Source organism: Pantoea eucrina (assembly GCF_001691555.1).
Classification (GTDB): domain Bacteria; phylum Pseudomonadota; class Gammaproteobacteria; order Enterobacterales; family Enterobacteriaceae; genus Pantoea; species Pantoea borealis.
Window position 1 is genome coordinate 20,381 of sequence record NZ_MAYN01000004.1, and the last position, 17,700, is coordinate 38,080.

Consider the following 17,700-nt stretch of genomic DNA (forward strand, 5'->3'; position numbering starts at 1 on the left):
ACGGAGAGAACCATGAAAACCACAGACAATATGGCACAAGAGTCGGCCCCGGGTGGCTTCGCCTCGGCGGCGCAGCCCGCTGCCAGCAGCACAATAATTACCCAAAGCGATACGATTCAGTGCGGCGAAACCTCTATTCCCAGCCAGGGTGAAAATCTGCCTGCCTGGTATGCACGTCCTAAGTCATTCAGCGGTACGCTGCCAGTAGTACTGGTGGTCCAGGAAATTTTTGGCGTACATGAACATATCCGTGATCTGTGCCGCCGCCTGGCGCTGGAGGGCTATCTTGCCGTGGCGCCGGAGCTCTATTTTCGCGAAGGCGATCCGCAGGAGTATCACGATATCCCGACGCTGCTCAGCGAGCTGGTAAGCAAAGTGCCTGACAGCCAGGTACTTGCCGATCTCGATCACGCAGCAAACTGGGCGGCACGGCACGATGGCGATATTCGTCGCCTGGCGATCACCGGCTTCTGCTGGGGCGGTCGGATCAGCTGGCTGTTCGCCGCGCACAATCCTCAGGTGCGTGCCGCAGCCGCATGGTATGGCCGTCTCGAAGGAGAAAAAACGCTGAAGCAGCAGAAACATCCGATTGATATCGCCGTCGATCTGAACGCGCCGGTGCTCGGCCTGTATGGCGGCCAGGATGAGGGCATTCCGCTGGAAAGCATCGACAAAATGCGTCAGGCGCTGCATGCCGCGAATGCGAAAGCGGAAATTGTGGTCTATCCGGACGCCGGACACGCGTTCAACGCCGATTATCGTCCGGGCTATCATGCGGAATCCGCCCGGGATGGCTGGCAGCGTATGCTGGCCTGGTTTAAACAGTATGGGGTGGCCCCTGACGCATAACGTTATCCGGGCGCTCAGGCGCCCTTTTTCCTGCGCGACCGGCTTCAACGCCCGCGTTCGTTGCCGGCAACAGGCAGCGGTTCACTTCATTTAGCCATCCAGATGTTTACACCGCCACAATCTGCGGGTAGTGTATAGCTTACCGCGTCATCCGTTTTGTCCCGCTGCAAAGGATTCTCATGATCGAACTCAAACACCTGCGAACGCTGCAGGCGTTACACAACACCGGCTCGCTTGCCGCGGCGGCGGCGCAGCTGCACCAGACGCAGTCTGCCTTATCGCATCAGTTCAGCGATCTGGAGCAGCGCCTTGGATTCCGGCTGTTTGTGCGTAAAAGCCAGCCGCTGCGCTTTACGCCGCAGGGTGAGATCTTGCTGCAGCTGGCAGAACAGGTGCTGCCGCAGATCCAGCAGGCGCTGCAGGCGTGTCATGAGCCGCAGCAGCAGGCCACGCTGCGCATCGCCATTGAGTGCCACAGCTGCATTCAGTGGCTGACGCCTGCGCTGAACAACTTCCGCAAGAGCTGGCCGCAGGTCATGATGGATTTTAAATCCGGCGTCACCTTTGATCCGCAGCCGGCGCTGCAGCAGGGTGAGCTTGATGTGGTGCTGACCTCGGATATTCTGCCGCGCAGCGGACTGTTTTATACGCCGATGTTTGATTTTGAGATGCGGCTGGTGCTGGCGCCCGATCATCCGCTGGCGCAGCGTACGCATATTACGCCGCAGGATTTCGCTGATGAAGTGCTGATGATCTACCCGGTGCAGCGCCAGCGTCTGGATGTCTGGCGTCACTTTCTGCAGCCCGCCGGCGTCAGTCCGGCGCTGAAAAGCGTGGACAATACGCTGCTGCTGATTCAGATGGTTTCGGCGCAGATGGGGATCGCCGCTCTGCCTCACTGGGTCGTTGAGAATTTTGAAAAGCAGGGACTGGTGGTAACCAAAACGCTGGGCGACGGTCTCTGGAGCCGGCTCTATGCTGCCGTACGTGAAGGTGAACAGCGTCAGCCCGTGCTGGAAGCGTTTGTGCGCTTTGCCCGTCAGCACGCCTGCGATCATCTGCCGTTTGTGCGCGACGCTTCACAGCCGGGCGCGGTATTACCTGGCGCATCCTGATGGTCGGGCGCGGCGGGCACGCTCCGCGCTGTTATCCCCGCCCCGCCTGCACTATAATGCGCCGCCTTTACTGCTTACCCCGGAGAGTTTCACCATGACCAATAACGATGTTCTGCGCAGCGTGCGCTATATGCTTGATCTGAGCGATAGCAAAGTGGTGGAGATTTTTGCCCTTGCGGGAAGCGATGTGCCGCTGGAGGATGTGCAGGCCTGGCTGAAAAAAGAGGATGATGCCGCGTTTCGCAAACTGCCTGATGTACTGATGGGCTATTTCCTCAACGGCCTGATCTACCATCGTCGCGGCAAAAGTGACGATGCGCCGGCGCCGTCCATTGAGCGTCGCATGAGCAATAACGTCTTTCTGAAAAAGCTGCGTATCGCATTTGCGCTGAAAACCACGGATATTCCTGACATCCTGCTGAAAGCCAATTTCAAGGTTTCACAGGGCGAAATCGGCGCTATCTTCCGCAATCCGGATCACAAAAACTATCGCGAATGTGGCGATCAAATCCTGCGTAATTTCCTGAAAGGGTTAACGCTTATCCAGCGTCCGGGAACGCCGGCGAAGAAAAGCTGATCGCATGGCGCAGCCTGAAGGCTGCGCCCGCACGTTCTCAGGTGTGACGCCTGCCGATCACCCAGCGTTTATGCACATAGAGTGAAGCAAAGATCACCGCCGCGCCCGCAATAAAGCTCGGCCAGTGCGGCTTCTCCTGCCAGATCGCCAGATTGACCAGCAGCCCCGCCGGGACGTGCATATTGTTCATAATGCCCAGCGTGCCGGCATCCACCTGCGTGGCCCCGTAGTTCCACATAAAATAGCCCAGCCCGGATGCGGCAACGCCCAGCCATATCAGCACGCTCCACTGCAGCGTGGTAGTGGGCAGTTTCTGCGGATTGCCCCACAGCGACCAGGCGAGCGCGGCAATCAGCACCGCACCCAGATAAAACCAGGAGAATGCGGTATGCTGCGGCATGGGCCGCGTCTCCTGCAGCCGCTTGTACCCCACCATGCCGACAGCAAAGCAGAGGTTCGCCGCCTGCACCAGCAGCAGACCCAGCCAGAAATGCTCGCTGACTTTGTCATAGCGAATAATGGCTGCACCCGCTACCGCCAGCAGCGCGCTGAACGCGTAACCAATACGCAGCGGACGCCTGCTCAGCAGATCATAAATCAGCGTGATATAGAGCGGCGTCATCACCGTAAACAACAGAAACTCAGACACGCTCAGGTAGAGATAGGCTTCAAAACTGAGCAGATACATAATGCCGAGCTGCAGCATTCCCACCAGCATATAAAGCAGCAGCGTTGATGCCCGGTAGCCACGCCAGCGCAAAAACGGCAGAAAAATCAGTGCGGCCAGACCCAGGCGCATCAGCACGGAAAACCAGCTATCAACCTGACCTGCCAGGTATTCGCCAATCAGACTGAAAGAAAAAGCCCACAAAACAGTGGTCACAATAAGTAACAGCACGGTACACCACTCCCCGATAAACAGACGCGCTAGTGTAATCAAACCCGCGTGAACCAGCTGAATAATCTGGTTTACAACTGATTATATTTAACTCACTCGCGGCAGGCGGCTGCAGATATGCCCTGGTCAGCGGTTTACGCTCAGACACATTTTCCGGTCAGGATGCGCATTAACCGCGGGTGCAAACGCAGCAAAATGCGCGAAATCCAACATTTCCTGGTTTTTTTCGCTCCTGATTGTCATAAAACTGTAACATATGTGTCACACGTCACAGTAACGGGCAGCAACCATCTCTATTCTTTGCGCGATATGGAAACACCAGGTTTCCTTTGCGCTTATGCGTATTTCTGTCCCAACCTGCTGGGAAATTCATAACTATTCTGCGCCCCGGAGGGCCACACTCATGCTGAGTATCTTTAAACCTGCACCGCATCAGCCTCAGGTGGCTGACGATCGTGTTGATCCGCTTTATCGTCGGCTGCGCTGGCAGATCTTTCTCGGGATCTTTTTTGGCTATGCTGCTTACTATCTGGTACGCAAAAACTTCGCGCTGGCGATGCCCTATCTGGTGGAACAGGGATTTTCACGGGGGGATTTAGGGTTTGCCCTCTCCGGTATCTCTATTGCGTACGGCTTTTCCAAATTCATCATGGGTTCCGTTTCCGATCGCTCAAATCCGCGCGTTTTTCTGCCGGCGGGCCTGATCCTCGCTGCCTCGGTCATGCTGTTTATGGGTTTTGTACCCTGGGCGACCTCCAGCATTATGGTGATGTTTGTGCTGCTGTTCCTGTGTGGCTGGTTCCAGGGAATGGGCTGGCCGCCGTGTGGCCGCACCATGGTGCACTGGTGGTCACAGAAAGAGCGCGGCGGTATCGTCTCCGTGTGGAACTGCGCGCATAACGTCGGGGGCGGTATCCCGCCGCTGCTGTTTCTGCTCGGTATGGCGTGGTTTAACGACTGGAAAGCCGCGCTCTATATGCCCGCCTTTGGGGCGATTCTGATCGCGCTGTTTGCGTTTGCCATGATGCGCGATACGCCGCAATCCTGTGGCCTGCCGCCGATTGAAGCGTGGAAAAATGACTATCCGCCTGATTACAGTGAGAACCATGAACAGGAGCTGACCGCAAAGCAGATCTTTATGCAGTACATTCTGCCCAACAAGCTGCTGTGGTATATCGCGCTGGCAAACGTCTTTGTCTACCTGCTGCGCTACGGCATTCTCGACTGGTCGCCAACCTATCTGAAAGAGGTCAAACACTTTACGCTGGATAAATCCTCCTGGGCCTACTTCCTGTATGAATATGCGGGCATTCCGGGAACGCTGCTGTGCGGCTGGATGTCAGACAAAGTGTTCAGAGGCAATCGCGGCGCGACCGGCGTGTTCTTTATGACGCTGGTGACTATCGCTACCGTGGTCTACTGGCTTAACCCGCCGGGCAATCCGGGTATCGATATGCTCTGTATGATTGTGATTGGCTTTCTGATCTACGGTCCGGTGATGCTGATTGGCCTGCACGCGCTGGAGCTGGCACCGAAGAAAGCTGCCGGCACCGCAGCGGGCTTTACCGGCCTGTTTGGTTATCTGGGCGGCTCTGTAGCAGCCAGCGCTATTGTTGGTTATACCGTTGATTTCTTTGGCTGGGATGGCGGATTTATGGTGATGATCGCCGGCTCGGTACTGGCAGTGGTGCTGCTGCTGCTGACCATGATCAACGAACATAAGCATAAAAAACAGCTGGGATAAGCGAGGCGGGCCGGGATGCACTACCGGCCCGTTTTTTTACTCCAGAAAGAGTTTACGCAGCGTGTGCGGCACCGCATCGTCCGCGTTGCTGCCAATGACCTCCAGCGACGGCAGCGTATCCTTCAGGCGCTGCTGTCCGTTATGCATAATGCAGCCTTTACCGGCCATACTCAGCATCTCCACATCATTCATGCCATCCCCGAATGCGATGCACGCCTTCAGCGAATGGCCCAGCTGTTTCGCGACGGCCTCCAGCGCATGTCCTTTCGACACGCCGCCCGCCATGACTTCCAGACAGGTTGGCAGCGAAAAACTGACGTTAACGCGATCGCCCCAGCGTGCTTCAATCGCCTGCTCAAGCGGCAGCAGACTGGCCGGATCGCTGCTGGTGAAGAAGACCTTACTGATGCCGTCGGTGGGCAACATTCCCGGTTCATAGAGCTGATACATAAACTCCGACTCCTGAAAATAGTCCTGCTCATCGGGATGGTGACGGCTCATAAACCACTCATCATCGCGATAAACATGGGTCAGGATATTTTCATCCTGATATTTCAGGGCGTAGAGCTCGCTGGCGATATCGCTGTCGAGATTGTGGCTGAAGATCAGCTCGCCTGCGGCGTTATGCACGCGCGCGCCGTTGGAGGTGATCATATACGCCGGAATGCCGAGTTTGTCGCGCATTTGTCCCACGTCGATATGATGACGGCCGGTGGCAAAAACAAAATGGATATCACGCGCCACCAGCGCCTGCAGCGTGGTACGGGCAAACGGCGTCAGACGATGTTGCGGAGAGAGCAGCGTGCCATCCAGATCGGATGCAACGATGTGAAACATGGAAACCTCGGGTTGTAATAGCGGAAATAACGTCAGCTGAGATGACGGGCAAAAAAATCCACGGTGGCATTGAGCGCTTCAGCGCGCATTGCATCTGACTCAAACAGAATTTCATGTCGCGCGCCTTTAATGACGCGCGGCGCATTACCTTCACAGGGATGCCCGGCAGCGGCCAGTGCCTGGCAGAAGAGATCCTGTGAACGGTTGTCCACCACATCATCTTCGCTCGCCTGCAGCAGCAGCAGCGGCGTGGTGATATTTGCCGCCTGACGCATAATATTGCGTCCGGCCTGCACGCCTTCGCGTACCCAGTGATAGGTCGGGCCGCCGACGCGAATAGCCGGATCGTCAGCATAAAAGCGCAGATTGCGCCGGTAACGCTCGCGGCTGTGCGTCAGGCGGTTAATGCCAAACGGATGCGCGCGCCAGCGTCCGGTGCCAAGCGCGTATCCGTCGCGCAGCGCCGGTCGCTTCTCTGCCCAGTCAAGAATACGGTGTGCCAGAAAGGGCGGCAGCGGCAGCACAATACCAAACATCGGTGCGCACAGCACCGCCGCATGAAATGCCCGCGGCTGCCGGGCCAGAAAAAGCGCGACAATCGCGCCGCCCATTGAGTGTGCCAGTACATAGCGCTGCTGATAATGCTGACTGACAATCTCTTTCAGATAGAGGGTTTCCAGATCGTCGACGTAGTCACTGAACTCCACCACATGGCCACGGTGGGAATCGGCCAGCAGCCGCTCAGATCGTCCCTGCCCGCGATGGTCAATAATCACCACGTCATAGCCACAGTGAAACAGGTCGTAGGCCAGCTCGGGATACTTGATATAACTTTCAATACGCCCCGGCACAATCAGGATCACGCGCGTGTGCTGCGGAGAGGTAAAGCGCACATAGCGCAGGGTAAGATTACCGGTGCCGGTGAACTCACACTCTTCCCGCTGCCGCCAGAAGTCGAGCAGCGGGCCGGTAGCAAACGCCGCAAAAGCGCGTTCGCGTCTGAGCCAGCTCTCTTTATGATGCTGCATCTGCCCCTCCCGGAGAGTTCAATCCGCCCTGCTGGTATGCCGTAGCGCAGCGCAATTTTCTGGCGTATTGTGTCATACTTCGCTCGCTTCAGGGAATGTCACGCATGACTACAGAATGGTGGTTAACCTACCTGCTTACCACAACCATCCTCAGCCTTTCGCCAGGCTCAGGCGCTATCAATACCATGAGCACCGGTATCAGCCACGGCTACCGTGGCGCGGCCGTGTCGATTACCGGCTTACAGCTCGGACTGGCGGTACATATTGTGCTGGTAGGGGCCGGACTCGGCGCGCTGTTTTCGCAGTCACTGCTGGCGTTTGAAATCCTGAAATGGGCCGGCGCAGCCTATCTGATCTGGCTGGGCATTCAGCAGTGGCGGTCCGCAGGCAGTCTCGATCTGAACGCCGTTGCCAAAGCGATGCCGCGTCGTCACCTGTTTCAGCGCGCGCTGCTGGTTAACCTGACCAACCCCAAAAGCATCGTATTTCTTGCTGCGCTGTTTCCGCAGTTTATCCTGCCCCATCAGCCGCAGCTGATGCAGTATTTCATCCTCGGCGTGACAACGATTGTGGTCGATATCATCGTGATGATTGGCTACGCCACGCTGGCGACGCGCATTGCGGTCTGGATCAAAGGCCCCCGGCAGATGAAGCTGCTGAACCGTATTTTTGGCGGATTGTTTATGGCGGTCGGCGCGCTGTTAGCCAGCGCGCGCAGAATAGCGTAAAAAGCGGCCGGGTGTGCAGTCAGCCACACCCGGCGCAGCGTCGCCGTTTCAGGCGACCGGGCCTAGCGCGAAATAATCAGGTGAAGGCCAAAACCGGCAAACAGCACGCCCGCCATGCCATCTACCCACTTTGCCATGCGCTGATATTTCTCACGCATCCACGGCAGCGCAAAGATAGTGGCCACCAGCGCAAACCATGCAAAGGTTTCCGCAATAATCAGCAGGAACAGCCCCCAGCGCGTAGCGGCACCAATATCATTGCCGACAAACAGCGAGAAGACGCTGCCAAAATAGATAATCGCTTTGGGATTGGACAGGTTTGTCAGCAAGCCTTTAAGAAAGCTCATGCCGCGCTTCGGCAGCTCCACCACGGGTGCGTCACTCTGCGACTGCTTATGACGCTGACGCGCCGAGCGCAGCAGCTGCCAGCCCATCCACAGCAGATAGAGCCCGCCACCCACCATGATAATTTCATGCAGCCACGCCATTTTTGCCAGCAGCAGATGCAGACCCATCAGCGCTACGCCCGCCCAGACAACAATGCCCAGCGTAATGCCCAGCACGCCCATCATCGCCTCTTTACGCGAGCGGCTGGCCGCAGTTTGCGACACAAAAAAGAAGTCAGGTCCGGGGCTCATCAGCGCAACCAGGTGCACCAGCGCAACGGTGGCAAACAATATCAGCATACGTTTAGTCCTTTACTCGTCATTATCAAGATGTTCTCTGATCATCAGCAGAAACGGCTTACCAAAGCGTTCCAGTTTGCGATGACCCACGCCGTTTACGCTCAGCATATCTGAAGCGCTGACCGGTAACTGTTCTGCCATTTCAATCAGCGTGGCGTCGTTAAACACCACGTAAGGCGGAATATTCTCTTCATCAGCAATCGCTTTACGCAGCTTACGCAGCTTGGCAAACAGCTTGCGATCGTAGTTGCCACCGTACACTTTTGGCGCACTGCTGCGACTTTTCGCCGTCACGGTACGCGGTACGGCAAGCATCAGCGGTATTTCAGCGCGCAGGACCGGACGCGCAGCTTCAGTGAGCTGCAGCGCAGAGTGCAGGGCGATGTTTTGTGTCACCATGCCGAGATGAATGAGCTGACGCAGCACGCTGATCCAGTGCTCCAGACTCTGCTCGCGTCCCAGACCATAGACCGGCAGTTTGTCGTGGCCGTTATCGCGGATACGCTGACTGGCTGAGCCGCGCAATACCTCCACGATGTAGCTCATGCCAAAACGCTGGCCGGTACGATAGATGCACGATAGCGCTTTCTGTCCGTCGACCAGACCGTCATAACGGCGGGGAGGATCGAGGCAGATATCGCAGTTACCGCAGGGCTGCTGACGCCCTTCGCCAAAGTAGTTCAGCAGCACCAGACGCCGGCAGGTTTGCGCTTCCGCAAACGCGCCCATCGCATTGAGCTTGTGCCGCTCGATATCCTGCAGCGGCCCCGGGACTTTCTCCTCCAGGCATTTGCGCAGCCAGACCATATCCGCCGGATCGTAAAGCATCATCGCTTCAGCAGGCAGGCCATCGCGTCCGGCGCGGCCGGTCTCCTGATAGTAGGATTCAATGTTACGCGGAATATCAAAATGCACCACAAAGCGGACATTGGGTTTGTTGATACCCATGCCAAACGCCACGGTAGCGACCACAATCTGCAGATCGTCGCGCTGAAACGCTTCCTGAACATGCGCGCGCTGTGCGCTGTCGATGCCGGCGTGATAGGCACCCACGCTCAGGCCACGGCTTTGCAGACGTGCGGCGGTATCTTCCACTTTCGCCCGGCTGTTACAGTAAATGATGCCGCTTTTGCCGCGCTGCTCCTGCACATAGCGCAGCAGCTGGTCGGTGGGTTTAAACTTCTCCACCAAGGTATAGCGGATATTGGGACGATCAAAGCTGCTGACCTGAATCAGCGGATCGCGCATCTGCAGCAGATGTACGATGTCGTTACGCGTGGTTTCATCGGCCGTGGCAGTCAGCGCCATCACCGGGAGCTGCGGAAAACGCTGCCTCAGCTGCCCGAGTGCGCCATACTCCGGCCGGAAATCATGTCCCCACTGTGAGATGCAGTGCGCTTCATCGACGGCCAGCATCACCGGATTCCAGTGCTGCAGACCCTCCAGGAAGTTGTCCATCATCAGCCGTTCCGGGGCGATGTACAGCAGTTTCAGCTTACCGGTGCGGCAATCGGCAAAAACCTGCTGCTGCTGTTCGCGCGTCTGCGTTGAGTTGAGACACGCCGCCGCCACGCCGTTGGCCAGCAGCTGGTCAACCTGATCTTTCATCAGTGAAATCAGCGGGGAGACCACCAGCGTCAGTCCCTCCTGAACCAGCGCCGGGATCTGGTAGCAGATCGATTTACCGCCGCCGGTCGGCATCACGACCAGACAGTCACGTCCTGAGAGCGCTGACTCGATAATGGATTGCTGACCCGGACGAAACTGCTGATAGCCGAAGGTGTCATGTAACACCTGTTGCGCCAGCGTTTCCTGATTGTGCACTGCCGAAATTGCCACGGTAATCCTGTTTTACTGATTAGAACAGATCGTTAAGCGTTACGCCCACGCCTAAACGGGTCTGACGGTGGTTATAGTCGATAAGCGATTCACCATAGCCGCTGAAAAGCTGCGTATAAAAGCGGACATGTTCAGTGAGAGGATAGCTCCAGGCGAAGGTCGCGCCGCCGTAGCCGCTGTTCCAGTTATAGTTGCCTTCCACGCTAAATATGCTGTCGCCCATCATATAGCCGAGTTTCGCGCGGTAATAACCCATGTATTTGGTAATGTCCGGGTTATCATCTTCGCCGGCGCTTTCCGGCAGACGATACCAGGGTTTGATCTCCGCAAGGAAGTTGCCGTTCTCTGCCATCAGACGGGCGTAAAGGCGGTTCCAGCTGCGGGAAGTGGGATCGCTGCGACCATTAGACTGATGATTAACGCCCAGCTCCACATCACGCAGCGTCCAGCCTGCCAGCGAATAATCCGTTGCCCAGCCAAGAAACAGCTGCGGCTCATAGTTTGTTTCGCGGAAAGGTGACGATGCGCCACGATTCGACAGCTGCCACCATGAACGCTGAGTATACGAGGCGGCCAGCACGGAGTTCTCACCTAAAATGCCGCGCCACAGCGGAAACGCCAGGCTGAGCTGGAATTTTACTTCATCTTTTTTCGCTTTGTCTGCCCAGTTGTAAGAGGAAATCGCCTCTTTATTCATGTCGCTGGTGTAGGTGTAAAGCAGGTAGTTGTTTTCATAGGGGTAAAGCACAAAGGGGTTGTCGTGCTTTTCCAGCAGATTTGCGATCACGCTCCCCTTCACCGCAGGTGCGTCGTGAATATTTTTAATCGTGGCTTCATCTGCCTGCGCCAGTGCAGGAACGGTTAATGCCGCGGCCAGCATGACGTATTGCTTACGCATAGTGTTCTCCAGTGCGCTGCGTGGGAAGGTTTTCAGGGCGGTGGTACAAAAAGCAGGCCATTCTACACGCAAAGCGGGACGTTGATCAGTGCCGATTTCTGAAACTGGAAAGCGGCGCGGGAGCAGCATAATATACACAACTTCTTAACATCTTAAGGCCGTAACTATGTCATCTCCGATGCTGACTCAGCAGGACGCGCGCCAGCTGATTGGTGAAATTTTTGTTTATCATATGCCGTTTAATCAGGCGCTGGGCCTGGAGCTGGAACACCTTGATGCTGATACTACCCGGCTCGCATTTGCCAATAAAACCATGCTGGTGGGCAATGCCGCGCAGCAGATCCTGCATGGCGGCGTGATTGCTTCAGTGCTGGATGTTACCGCCGGTCTGGTCTGCGTCAGCCATGCGCTGACGCGGCAGGAGAGCATCAGCGAAGAAGATCTGCGCCAGCGCCTGGCGCGAATGGGTACTATCGATCTGCGGGTTGATTATCTGCGTCCGGGTCGCGGCGAACACTTTGTCGCTACCGGTCATCTGCTGCGTGCCGGTAATAAAGTCGCCGTGGCGCGCGTTGAACTGCATAATCAGCAGCACGATTATATCGCTACGGTCACCGCCACTTACCTGATTGGTTAATCAGCGCAACCGGTGCGCCGCCTTATGGACAATACAATGGACAGTCAGCAAACGCGACAGGGCATTTTTTATGCGCTGGGCGCTTACTTTATCTGGGGCATCGCTCCGGCCTACTTCAAACTGGTCAGAGAGGTGCCGCCCGCCGAGATCATGACCCACCGGGTGATCTGGTCAGTACTGTTTATGCTGATACTGATTACGCTAAGCCGCAGCTGGAAACAGGTGCGCCGCGTGGCCGCCCAGCCAAAAAAAGTTCTGCTGCTGGCGCTGACCGCCATTACCATCGGCGGCAACTGGCTGCTGTTTATCTGGGCAGTCAATAATCAGCATATGCTGGAGGCGAGCCTCGGCTACTTTATCAACCCGCTGATTAATGTGGTATTCGGCATGCTGTTCCTGCGTGAACGCTTTCGCCGTCTGCAGTGGCTGGCAGTCGCGCTGGCCGCGGCAGGTGTGCTGGTGCAGCTATGGCAGTTTGGCTCACTGCCGGTGATTGCGCTGGGGCTGGGGCTGAGCTTTGCGCTGTATGGCCTGGTGCGAAAAAAGATTCAGGTAGATGCACAGAGCGGCATGCTGATCGAGACGCTGTGGCTGTTCCCGCTGGCAGCGATCTATCTTTTCGGTGTTGCCGACAGTGCGACCAGTCATCTCAGCGCCAATCCCCTCAGCCTTAATCTGATGCTGGTGGCCGCCGGGGTGCTGACCACTATTCCGCTGATGCTGTTTGCCGCCGCCTGCACGCGCCTGCGTCTCTCAACCGTGGGGTTTTTCCAGTATCTTGGCCCGACGCTGATGTTTCTGCTGGCGGTACTGTTTTATGGCGAGCGCCTGACTCCCGATAAGCTGGTCACCTTTGGCTTTATCTGGCTGGCGCTGGCCCTGTTTATTTTTGACGCCGTACTCTACTCAGCCCGCACGCGGATGCGCAAAGCGTGAGATAAAGCGCGCCAGTGCCGGGCCAGTGAGCAGAATGGTAAACAGACGCAGCGTCTGCAGCGCCATCACAAAAGTCATATCGACCCGGCTGCCGGCTGCAATGATGGCAACGGTATCCAGCCCGCCCGGGCTGGTAGCCAGATAGGCAGTCATCAGGTCGATATGCAATACCCGCGTCAGCATCCACGCCAGCGCCGCACACAGCACCATCAGTCCGAGGATTGAGGCGAGCATCTGCGGCAGCGTTCGCAGCGCCAGCAGGAAAATCGGGCGCGTAAAGCGCAGCCCGACGCTCCAGCCAATCAGCGCATAGGCCAGCGCCAGCAGCCACTCGGGCACCTGCAAGGTTGCGATCTGGCTTCCCTGCAGCATGGCTCCAGTCAGCGCTGGCAGCAGCAGCGCACCGGAGGGGATCCGCAGACGCTGCCCCAGCCAGGCCCCGGCCGCCATTACTCCCAGCGTCAGCAAAAAACCGCGATTCAGCGCCGGAAACCAGATCGGCTCTGCCGCGCCGCCGCTGGTATCCAGACCGATGCGCGCGACCACCGCCGCCGCCGTGGCGACGAACAGCACGCGCAGATACTGCATAAACGCGACCAGACGCACGTCAGCCCCGAAATCTCCCGCCATCGCCACCATCGCCGAAGCGCCGCCGGGCGATGATCCCCAGGCACCGGTAGGCCCCGGCAGGTTACTGAAGCGCACCAGCAGAAAGCCGGAGAGGCCGCTGGCGGCCAGCGTGAGGATCAGTACCGCCAGCACCACCGGCCAGTCATTCAATAAGGGAGTCAGAATGGCGGGCGACAGGCTCTGAGCAATCATGCAGCCCAGCACCGCCTGCGCCAGAATAAACAGCCGTTTATCGATACGCAGCGTTGCGCCGCACAGCCCCATTACGGTTCCGGTGATCATCGGGCCCAGCAGCAGCGCAGCAGGCAGGTGAAACAGCTGGAGAGCAACGCCCAGCGTCAGAGACGCAATCAGCAGCAGCATCCATTGTAAGCGCAGAGAGTAGTGTGACATGACCAGAATCAGACAAAGATAAGAGGTCCACAGGTTACGCAGGTTGCGCCCCCGGAGCCAGCGCAAATCGGTGTTAATCAGCAGACGGGTGCGGTATTTGGCCAGGGCGCCATGAATGGCATCATCAAACGGGTGCGGTTATTCAACCAGGGCGCCATGAATGGCGCCCCTACAGAACGTAGGGGGCGCATTAATGCGCCCCTGGCAGCAGACGGATGCGGTATTCAACCAGGGCGCCATGAATGGCGCCCCTACAGAACTTAGGGGGCGCATTTATGCGCCCCTGGCAGCAGACGGGTGCGGTATTCAACCAGGGCGCCATGAATGGCGTCATCAAACGGGTGCGGTTATTTGGCCAGGGCGCCATGAATGGCGCCCCTACAGAACGTAGGGGGCGCATTTATGCGCCCCGCGATCACAGCCAGTTTTTGCGTTTGAAATAGAGATAAGGTGCCAGGCCCGCCAGCATCATCAGGCAGATGGCCCCGGGATAACCGAAGCTCCATTTTAGCTCAGGCATAAACTCAAAGTTCATACCATAGCTGGAAGCCACCAGCGTTGGCGGCAGGAATACCACCGATACCACCGAGAAGATCTTAATGATGCGGTTCTGCTCAATATTGATAAAGCCCATCGCCGCCTGCATCAGAAAGTTGACCTTCTGAAACAGAGACTCATTGTGCGGCAGCAGCGATTCGATATCGCGCAGGATCTCACGCGCCTGTTCCAGCTGGTTGCCCGGCAGGCGCGCCTTACGTACCAGAAAGTTCAGCGCGCGCTGGGTATCCATCAGGCAGAGGCGAACCTTCCAGCCGATATCCTCCAGTTCGGCGAGGCGCGACAGCGCCTCGTCATACTCTTCGCCCTGCTGACCTTCCATAATCACGCGGCTTAACTTCTCCAGCGCGCTATAGATGTTTTCGATCTCATCCGCCAGCTGCTCAATTTTCGTTTCGAACAGATCCAGCAGCAGCTCATAGGCGTTGCCGTCAGTCAGCTGCTGATTACGTGCCCGCATACGGTAAAGGCGAAACGCCGGCAGCTCGCGCTCTCGCAGCGTATAGAGGCGATCTTCGCGAATGGTAAAGGCCACGGTTGAGTTACCGGCGTGATCTTCAGCATCCTCAAAGAAAAAGAACGAGTGGATATGCAGGCCATCTTCATCTTCAAAGAAGCGCGCCGAGGCTTCAATATCTTCCAGTTCCGGACGCGTTGCCAGACTCTGTCCCAGCTCCGACTGCACGCGCTCGCGCTCGCTGTCATCCGGTTCGATGAGATCGACCCATACCGACGTGTTGAGTTTATCGTTGTTGTCTTCCAGCTCGATACGCGTCAGGCGATCGCGCTCAAGTTTAAATGCGCTCAGCATAGCAATACTCCCCATTGCAGACCAAATGGGACAGGGCGGTGCCCGTCACGTCCGAAACGTAACGGACACGGCAAAGCCTTAACGCGGAAACTTTCGCTTCAGGATGTGATCAGTGCTGACTCATGCGACGGATAAGCAAAGGAGGTCGCGGATAACCTTTCAGGCTACCTGCGTAAAGAGGTAGCCTTAGATATTCCTGGTAAACAGGATGTTGAGCCAGCATCGACTGGGCGCGTCCAAGGCATTGTCCTCTCATGATAATAGTGCGCGCATGTTACGCTGAGACGAAAAAGTCGTCAAGGTAGCGCAGCCGCGCTACATCGCCTCCAGTCGCGCATAGGCGGCGACCAGCCACTTAATGCCCTGCCCCTGAAAGGCGACCTGCAGACGGCTGTGTTCGCCGCTGCCTTCCAGATTAACAATAGTGCCCTCGCCAAACTTCGCGTGGCGTACCCGCTGACCCAGCGTAAAACCGCTGTCGCTTTTGCTGGTGGGCGTGCCCATGCGCTGATGGCTGACCGGGCGACTGACGCTGGCGCGCAGGCGTACTTCCTCGACGCACTCTTCCGGCAGTTCGCCAATAAAGCGCGACGGGCGATGATACACTTCCTTACCGTAAAGCCGCCGCGTCTCGGCATAGGTAAGCGTCAGTTTAACCATTGCCCGGGTAACGCCAACATAGGCCAGCCGTCGCTCCTCCTCCAGACGCCCGCCCTCATCCAGCGACATCTGACTCGGGAACATGCCCTCTTCCATGCCAACGATAAAGACCTGCGTAAACTCCAGCCCTTTTGCCGAGTGCAGCGTCATCAGCTGTACGGCATCCTGCCATTTGTCCGCCTGGCCTTCGCCCGCTTCCAGCGCCGCATGCGATAAAAACGCCTGCAGCGGCATCAAATCTTCATCTTCATCCTGATAGCTGAACTGTCGGGTGGCCGTGACCAGCTCCTCTAAGTTCTCAATACGCGCCTGGCCCTTTTCGCCTTTTTCCTGCTCATACATCAGCCACAGGCCGGAGTCTTTGATCACGCGATCGGTCTGCACATGCAGCGGCATCTCTGCGGTTTCATGCGCCAGCGCATCAACCAGTTCGCAGAAGCGCTGCAGTGCCGACGCCGCCCGGCCCGCCAGGGCCCGGTTCTGCAGCAGTTCCCGCGTGGCCTGCCACAGCGTCAGCTGTTTTTCGCGCGCCGTCTGCCGTACCACATCCAGCGTTCTGTCGCCCACGCCGCGCGTCGGCGTATTGACCACGCGTTCAAACGCGGCGTCGTCGTTGCGGTTGGCGATCAGGCGCAGATAGGCGAGCGCGTCTTTGATCTCCTGACGTTCAAAGAAGCGCATACCGCCATAAATACGGTAGGGCATGCTGGCCTGCAGCAGCGCTTCTTCCAGCACGCGCGACTGGGCGTTACTGCGATAGAGAATCGCGCAATCCTGCAGCGCATTGCCGTTCTCATGCCAGGTTTTAATGCGGTTAACCACAAAGCGCGCTTCATCCAGCTCGTTAAACGCGCAGTAGATTGAAATCTTTTCGCCGTCGCTGCCGTCGGTCCAGAGCTCTTTTCCAAGCCGCCCGCTGTTGTTGGCGATCAGGGCGTTGGCGGATTTCAGGATATGGTTGGTGGAGCGGTAGTTCTGCTCCAGGCGGATAGTTTCCGCCCCGGGAAAGTCCTGCAGGAAGCGCTGGATATTTTCGACCTGCGCACCGCGCCAGCCGTAGATGGACTGATCGTCATCGCCGACAATAATTACCCGGCTGCTGTCGCCGGCCAGCATGCGGATCCACGCATACTGAATGTTGTTGGTATCCTGAAACTCATCAACCAGAATATTGCTAAAGCGCTCGCGGTAGTGATTGAGGATCTGGGGCTTATGCAGCCACAGCTCATGCGCCCGCAGCAGCAGCTCGGCAAAATCGACCAGGCCGGCGCGATCGCACGCTTCCTGGTAAGCCTGGTAAATACGCAGCCACGTCTGCTCAACCGGGTTGTTGTAGCTTTCGATATGTTTTGGCCGCAGACCTTCATCTTTCTTGCCGTTGATGTACCACATGCCCTGGCGCGCCGGCCACTGCTTATCATCCAGGTTCATTGACTTGATCAGGCGCTTCAGCAGCCGCAGCTGATCTTCGCTGTCGAGGATCTGAAAATCCTGCGGCAGCCCGGCGTCAAGATGATGCGCCCGCAGCAGGCGATGCGCCAGGCCATGGAAAGTGCCAATCCACATGCCGCCCTGCCCGCTGCCAATCAGCTGATCGATGCGATGACGCATCTCGGCCGCTGCTTTATTGGTGAAGGTGACCGCCATGATGGAGTAAGGTGAGCAGTTCTCCACCGACAGCAGCCAGGCGATGCGGTGCACCAGCACACGGGTTTTGCCGCTGCCTGCTCCGGCCAGCACCAGCAGATTGCTGCGCGGTGCGGCAACCGCCTCACGCTGTTTGTCATTCAAGCCGTCGAGCAGATCAGAAACGTCCATAAGCACCGTTTTTAAAGAATAGAGTTGCGTACCCTGAGTCATTCGCCCTGCAGCGATG

16 protein-coding genes are annotated in these 17,700 nt (G+C 57.3%); 7 read left to right on the top strand and 9 right to left on the bottom strand.

The window, feature by feature from the left end:
• Positions 1-12: 12 nt before the first annotated feature.
• The 3 genes from BBA90_RS02555 to BBA90_RS02565 all read left to right on the top strand — a co-directional run bounded on the left by BBA90_RS02555 (position 13) and on the right by BBA90_RS02565 (position 2,541).
• Complete coding sequence (locus tag BBA90_RS02555; RefSeq protein ID WP_065647789.1) at positions 13-849, top strand: dienelactone hydrolase family protein; 837 nt, start codon at positions 13-15, stop codon at positions 847-849.
• Between the two features lie 179 nt (positions 850-1,028).
• Positions 1,029-1,964, top strand: a complete 936-nt coding sequence (gene metR, locus BBA90_RS02560; protein ID WP_065647790.1) for an HTH-type transcriptional regulator MetR — start codon at positions 1,029-1,031, stop codon at positions 1,962-1,964.
• 94 nt (positions 1,965-2,058) lie between these two features.
• Complete coding sequence (locus BBA90_RS02565) at positions 2,059-2,541, top strand: DUF1456 family protein (RefSeq protein ID WP_065647791.1); 483 nt, start codon at positions 2,059-2,061, stop codon at positions 2,539-2,541.
• Between the two features lie 37 nt (positions 2,542-2,578).
• On the opposite strand, the gene BBA90_RS02570 is transcribed toward BBA90_RS02565, so the two are convergent.
• Positions 2,579-3,439 (bottom strand): carboxylate/amino acid/amine transporter, encoded by an 861-nt coding sequence (locus tag BBA90_RS02570; protein ID WP_065647792.1) that lies wholly within the window; start codon positions 3,437-3,439, stop codon positions 2,579-2,581.
• A gap of 403 nt (positions 3,440-3,842) precedes the next feature.
• On the opposite strand from BBA90_RS02570, the gene glpT reads away from it, so the two are divergent.
• Positions 3,843-5,183 carry a glycerol-3-phosphate transporter gene (gene glpT, locus BBA90_RS02575; protein ID WP_065647793.1) on the top strand — a complete coding sequence of 447 codons (1,341 nt, stop codon included), beginning with the start codon at positions 3,843-3,845 and terminating at the stop codon, positions 5,181-5,183.
• Positions 5,184-5,219: 36 nt separating this feature from the next.
• Here the strand turns inward: glpT and yigL are convergent, their stop codons facing one another.
• Together yigL and pldB are read right to left on the bottom strand one after the other, a co-directional pair.
• Positions 5,220-6,020, bottom strand: coding sequence for a sugar/pyridoxal phosphate phosphatase YigL (gene yigL, locus BBA90_RS02580; RefSeq protein ID WP_065647794.1), 801 nt, complete (start codon positions 6,018-6,020; stop codon positions 5,220-5,222).
• A gap of 32 nt (positions 6,021-6,052) precedes the next feature.
• Positions 6,053-7,048, bottom strand: coding sequence for a lysophospholipase L2 (gene pldB, locus BBA90_RS02585; RefSeq protein WP_065647795.1), 996 nt, complete (start codon positions 7,046-7,048; stop codon positions 6,053-6,055).
• Positions 7,049-7,152: 104 nt separating this feature from the next.
• On the opposite strand from pldB, the gene rhtB reads away from it, so the two are divergent.
• Positions 7,153-7,776, top strand: a complete 624-nt coding sequence (rhtB, locus tag BBA90_RS02590; protein WP_065647796.1) for a homoserine/homoserine lactone efflux protein — start codon at positions 7,153-7,155, stop codon at positions 7,774-7,776.
• A gap of 62 nt (positions 7,777-7,838) precedes the next feature.
• Here the strand turns inward: rhtB and rhtC are convergent, their stop codons facing one another.
• The 3 genes from rhtC to pldA are packed head-to-tail and all read right to left on the bottom strand — an operon-like array spanning position 7,839 to position 11,199.
• Entirely contained in the window at positions 7,839-8,462 is a 624-nt protein-coding gene (rhtC, locus tag BBA90_RS02595; protein ID WP_065647797.1) for a threonine export protein RhtC, read from the bottom strand.
• A gap of 12 nt (positions 8,463-8,474) precedes the next feature.
• Complete coding sequence (recQ, locus tag BBA90_RS02600; protein ID WP_065647798.1) at positions 8,475-10,301, bottom strand: ATP-dependent DNA helicase RecQ; 1,827 nt, start codon at positions 10,299-10,301, stop codon at positions 8,475-8,477.
• 19 nt (positions 10,302-10,320) lie between these two features.
• On the bottom strand, positions 10,321-11,199 hold the full coding sequence (gene pldA / locus BBA90_RS02605) for a phospholipase A (RefSeq protein WP_065647799.1): 879 nt from the start codon (positions 11,197-11,199) through the stop codon (positions 10,321-10,323).
• 166 nt (positions 11,200-11,365) lie between these two features.
• Between pldA and BBA90_RS02610 the strand changes: the two genes are divergently transcribed.
• A complete protein-coding gene (locus tag BBA90_RS02610; RefSeq protein ID WP_065647800.1) occupies positions 11,366-11,836 on the top strand; it encodes a thioesterase family protein in 471 nt (156 codons plus the stop codon).
• Positions 11,837-11,872: 36 nt separating this feature from the next.
• A complete protein-coding gene (rarD, locus tag BBA90_RS02615; RefSeq protein ID WP_065647801.1) occupies positions 11,873-12,772 on the top strand; it encodes an EamA family transporter RarD in 900 nt (299 codons plus the stop codon).
• Here the strand turns inward: rarD and BBA90_RS02620 are convergent.
• The 3 genes from BBA90_RS02620 to uvrD all read right to left on the bottom strand — a co-directional run bounded on the left by BBA90_RS02620 (position 12,743) and on the right by uvrD (position 17,642).
• Positions 12,743-13,795, bottom strand: coding sequence for an AbrB family transcriptional regulator (locus tag BBA90_RS02620; protein WP_065647916.1), 1,053 nt, complete (start codon positions 13,793-13,795; stop codon positions 12,743-12,745). The genes rarD and BBA90_RS02620 overlap by 30 nt on opposite strands.
• Positions 13,796-14,210: 415 nt before the next feature.
• Positions 14,211-15,164 (bottom strand): magnesium/cobalt transporter CorA, encoded by a 954-nt coding sequence (gene corA / locus BBA90_RS02625; RefSeq protein WP_039381760.1) that lies wholly within the window; start codon positions 15,162-15,164, stop codon positions 14,211-14,213.
• 315 nt (positions 15,165-15,479) lie between these two features.
• Positions 15,480-17,642, bottom strand: a complete 2,163-nt coding sequence (gene uvrD, locus BBA90_RS02630) for a DNA helicase II (RefSeq protein ID WP_065647917.1) — start codon at positions 17,640-17,642, stop codon at positions 15,480-15,482.
• Positions 17,643-17,700: the final 58 nt, after the last annotated feature.

Coding starts and splice junctions, on each gene's coding strand:
- BBA90_RS02555 (WP_065647789.1), top strand. CDS start 13: ATGAAAACCACAGACAATATGGCACAAGAGTCGGCCCCGGGTGGCTTC.
- metR (WP_065647790.1), top strand. CDS start 1,029: ATGATCGAACTCAAACACCTGCGAACGCTGCAGGCGTTACACAACACC.
- BBA90_RS02565 (WP_065647791.1), top strand. CDS start 2,059: ATGACCAATAACGATGTTCTGCGCAGCGTGCGCTATATGCTTGATCTG.
- glpT (WP_065647793.1), top strand. CDS start 3,843: ATGCTGAGTATCTTTAAACCTGCACCGCATCAGCCTCAGGTGGCTGAC.
- yigL (WP_065647794.1), bottom strand. CDS start 6,020: ATGTTTCACATCGTTGCATCCGATCTGGATGGCACGCTGCTCTCTCCG.
- pldB (WP_065647795.1), bottom strand. CDS start 7,048: ATGCAGCATCATAAAGAGAGCTGGCTCAGACGCGAACGCGCTTTTGCG.
- rhtB (WP_065647796.1), top strand. CDS start 7,153: ATGACTACAGAATGGTGGTTAACCTACCTGCTTACCACAACCATCCTC.
- rhtC (WP_065647797.1), bottom strand. CDS start 8,462: ATGCTGATATTGTTTGCCACCGTTGCGCTGGTGCACCTGGTTGCGCTG.
- pldA (WP_065647799.1), bottom strand. CDS start 11,199: ATGCGTAAGCAATACGTCATGCTGGCCGCGGCATTAACCGTTCCTGCA.
- BBA90_RS02610 (WP_065647800.1), top strand. CDS start 11,366: ATGTCATCTCCGATGCTGACTCAGCAGGACGCGCGCCAGCTGATTGGT.
- rarD (WP_065647801.1), top strand. CDS start 11,873: ATGGACAGTCAGCAAACGCGACAGGGCATTTTTTATGCGCTGGGCGCT.
- BBA90_RS02620 (WP_065647916.1), bottom strand. CDS start 13,795: ATGTCACACTACTCTCTGCGCTTACAATGGATGCTGCTGCTGATTGCG.
- corA (WP_039381760.1), bottom strand. CDS start 15,164: ATGCTGAGCGCATTTAAACTTGAGCGCGATCGCCTGACGCGTATCGAG.
- uvrD (WP_065647917.1), bottom strand. CDS start 17,642: ATGGACGTTTCTGATCTGCTCGACGGCTTGAATGACAAACAGCGTGAG.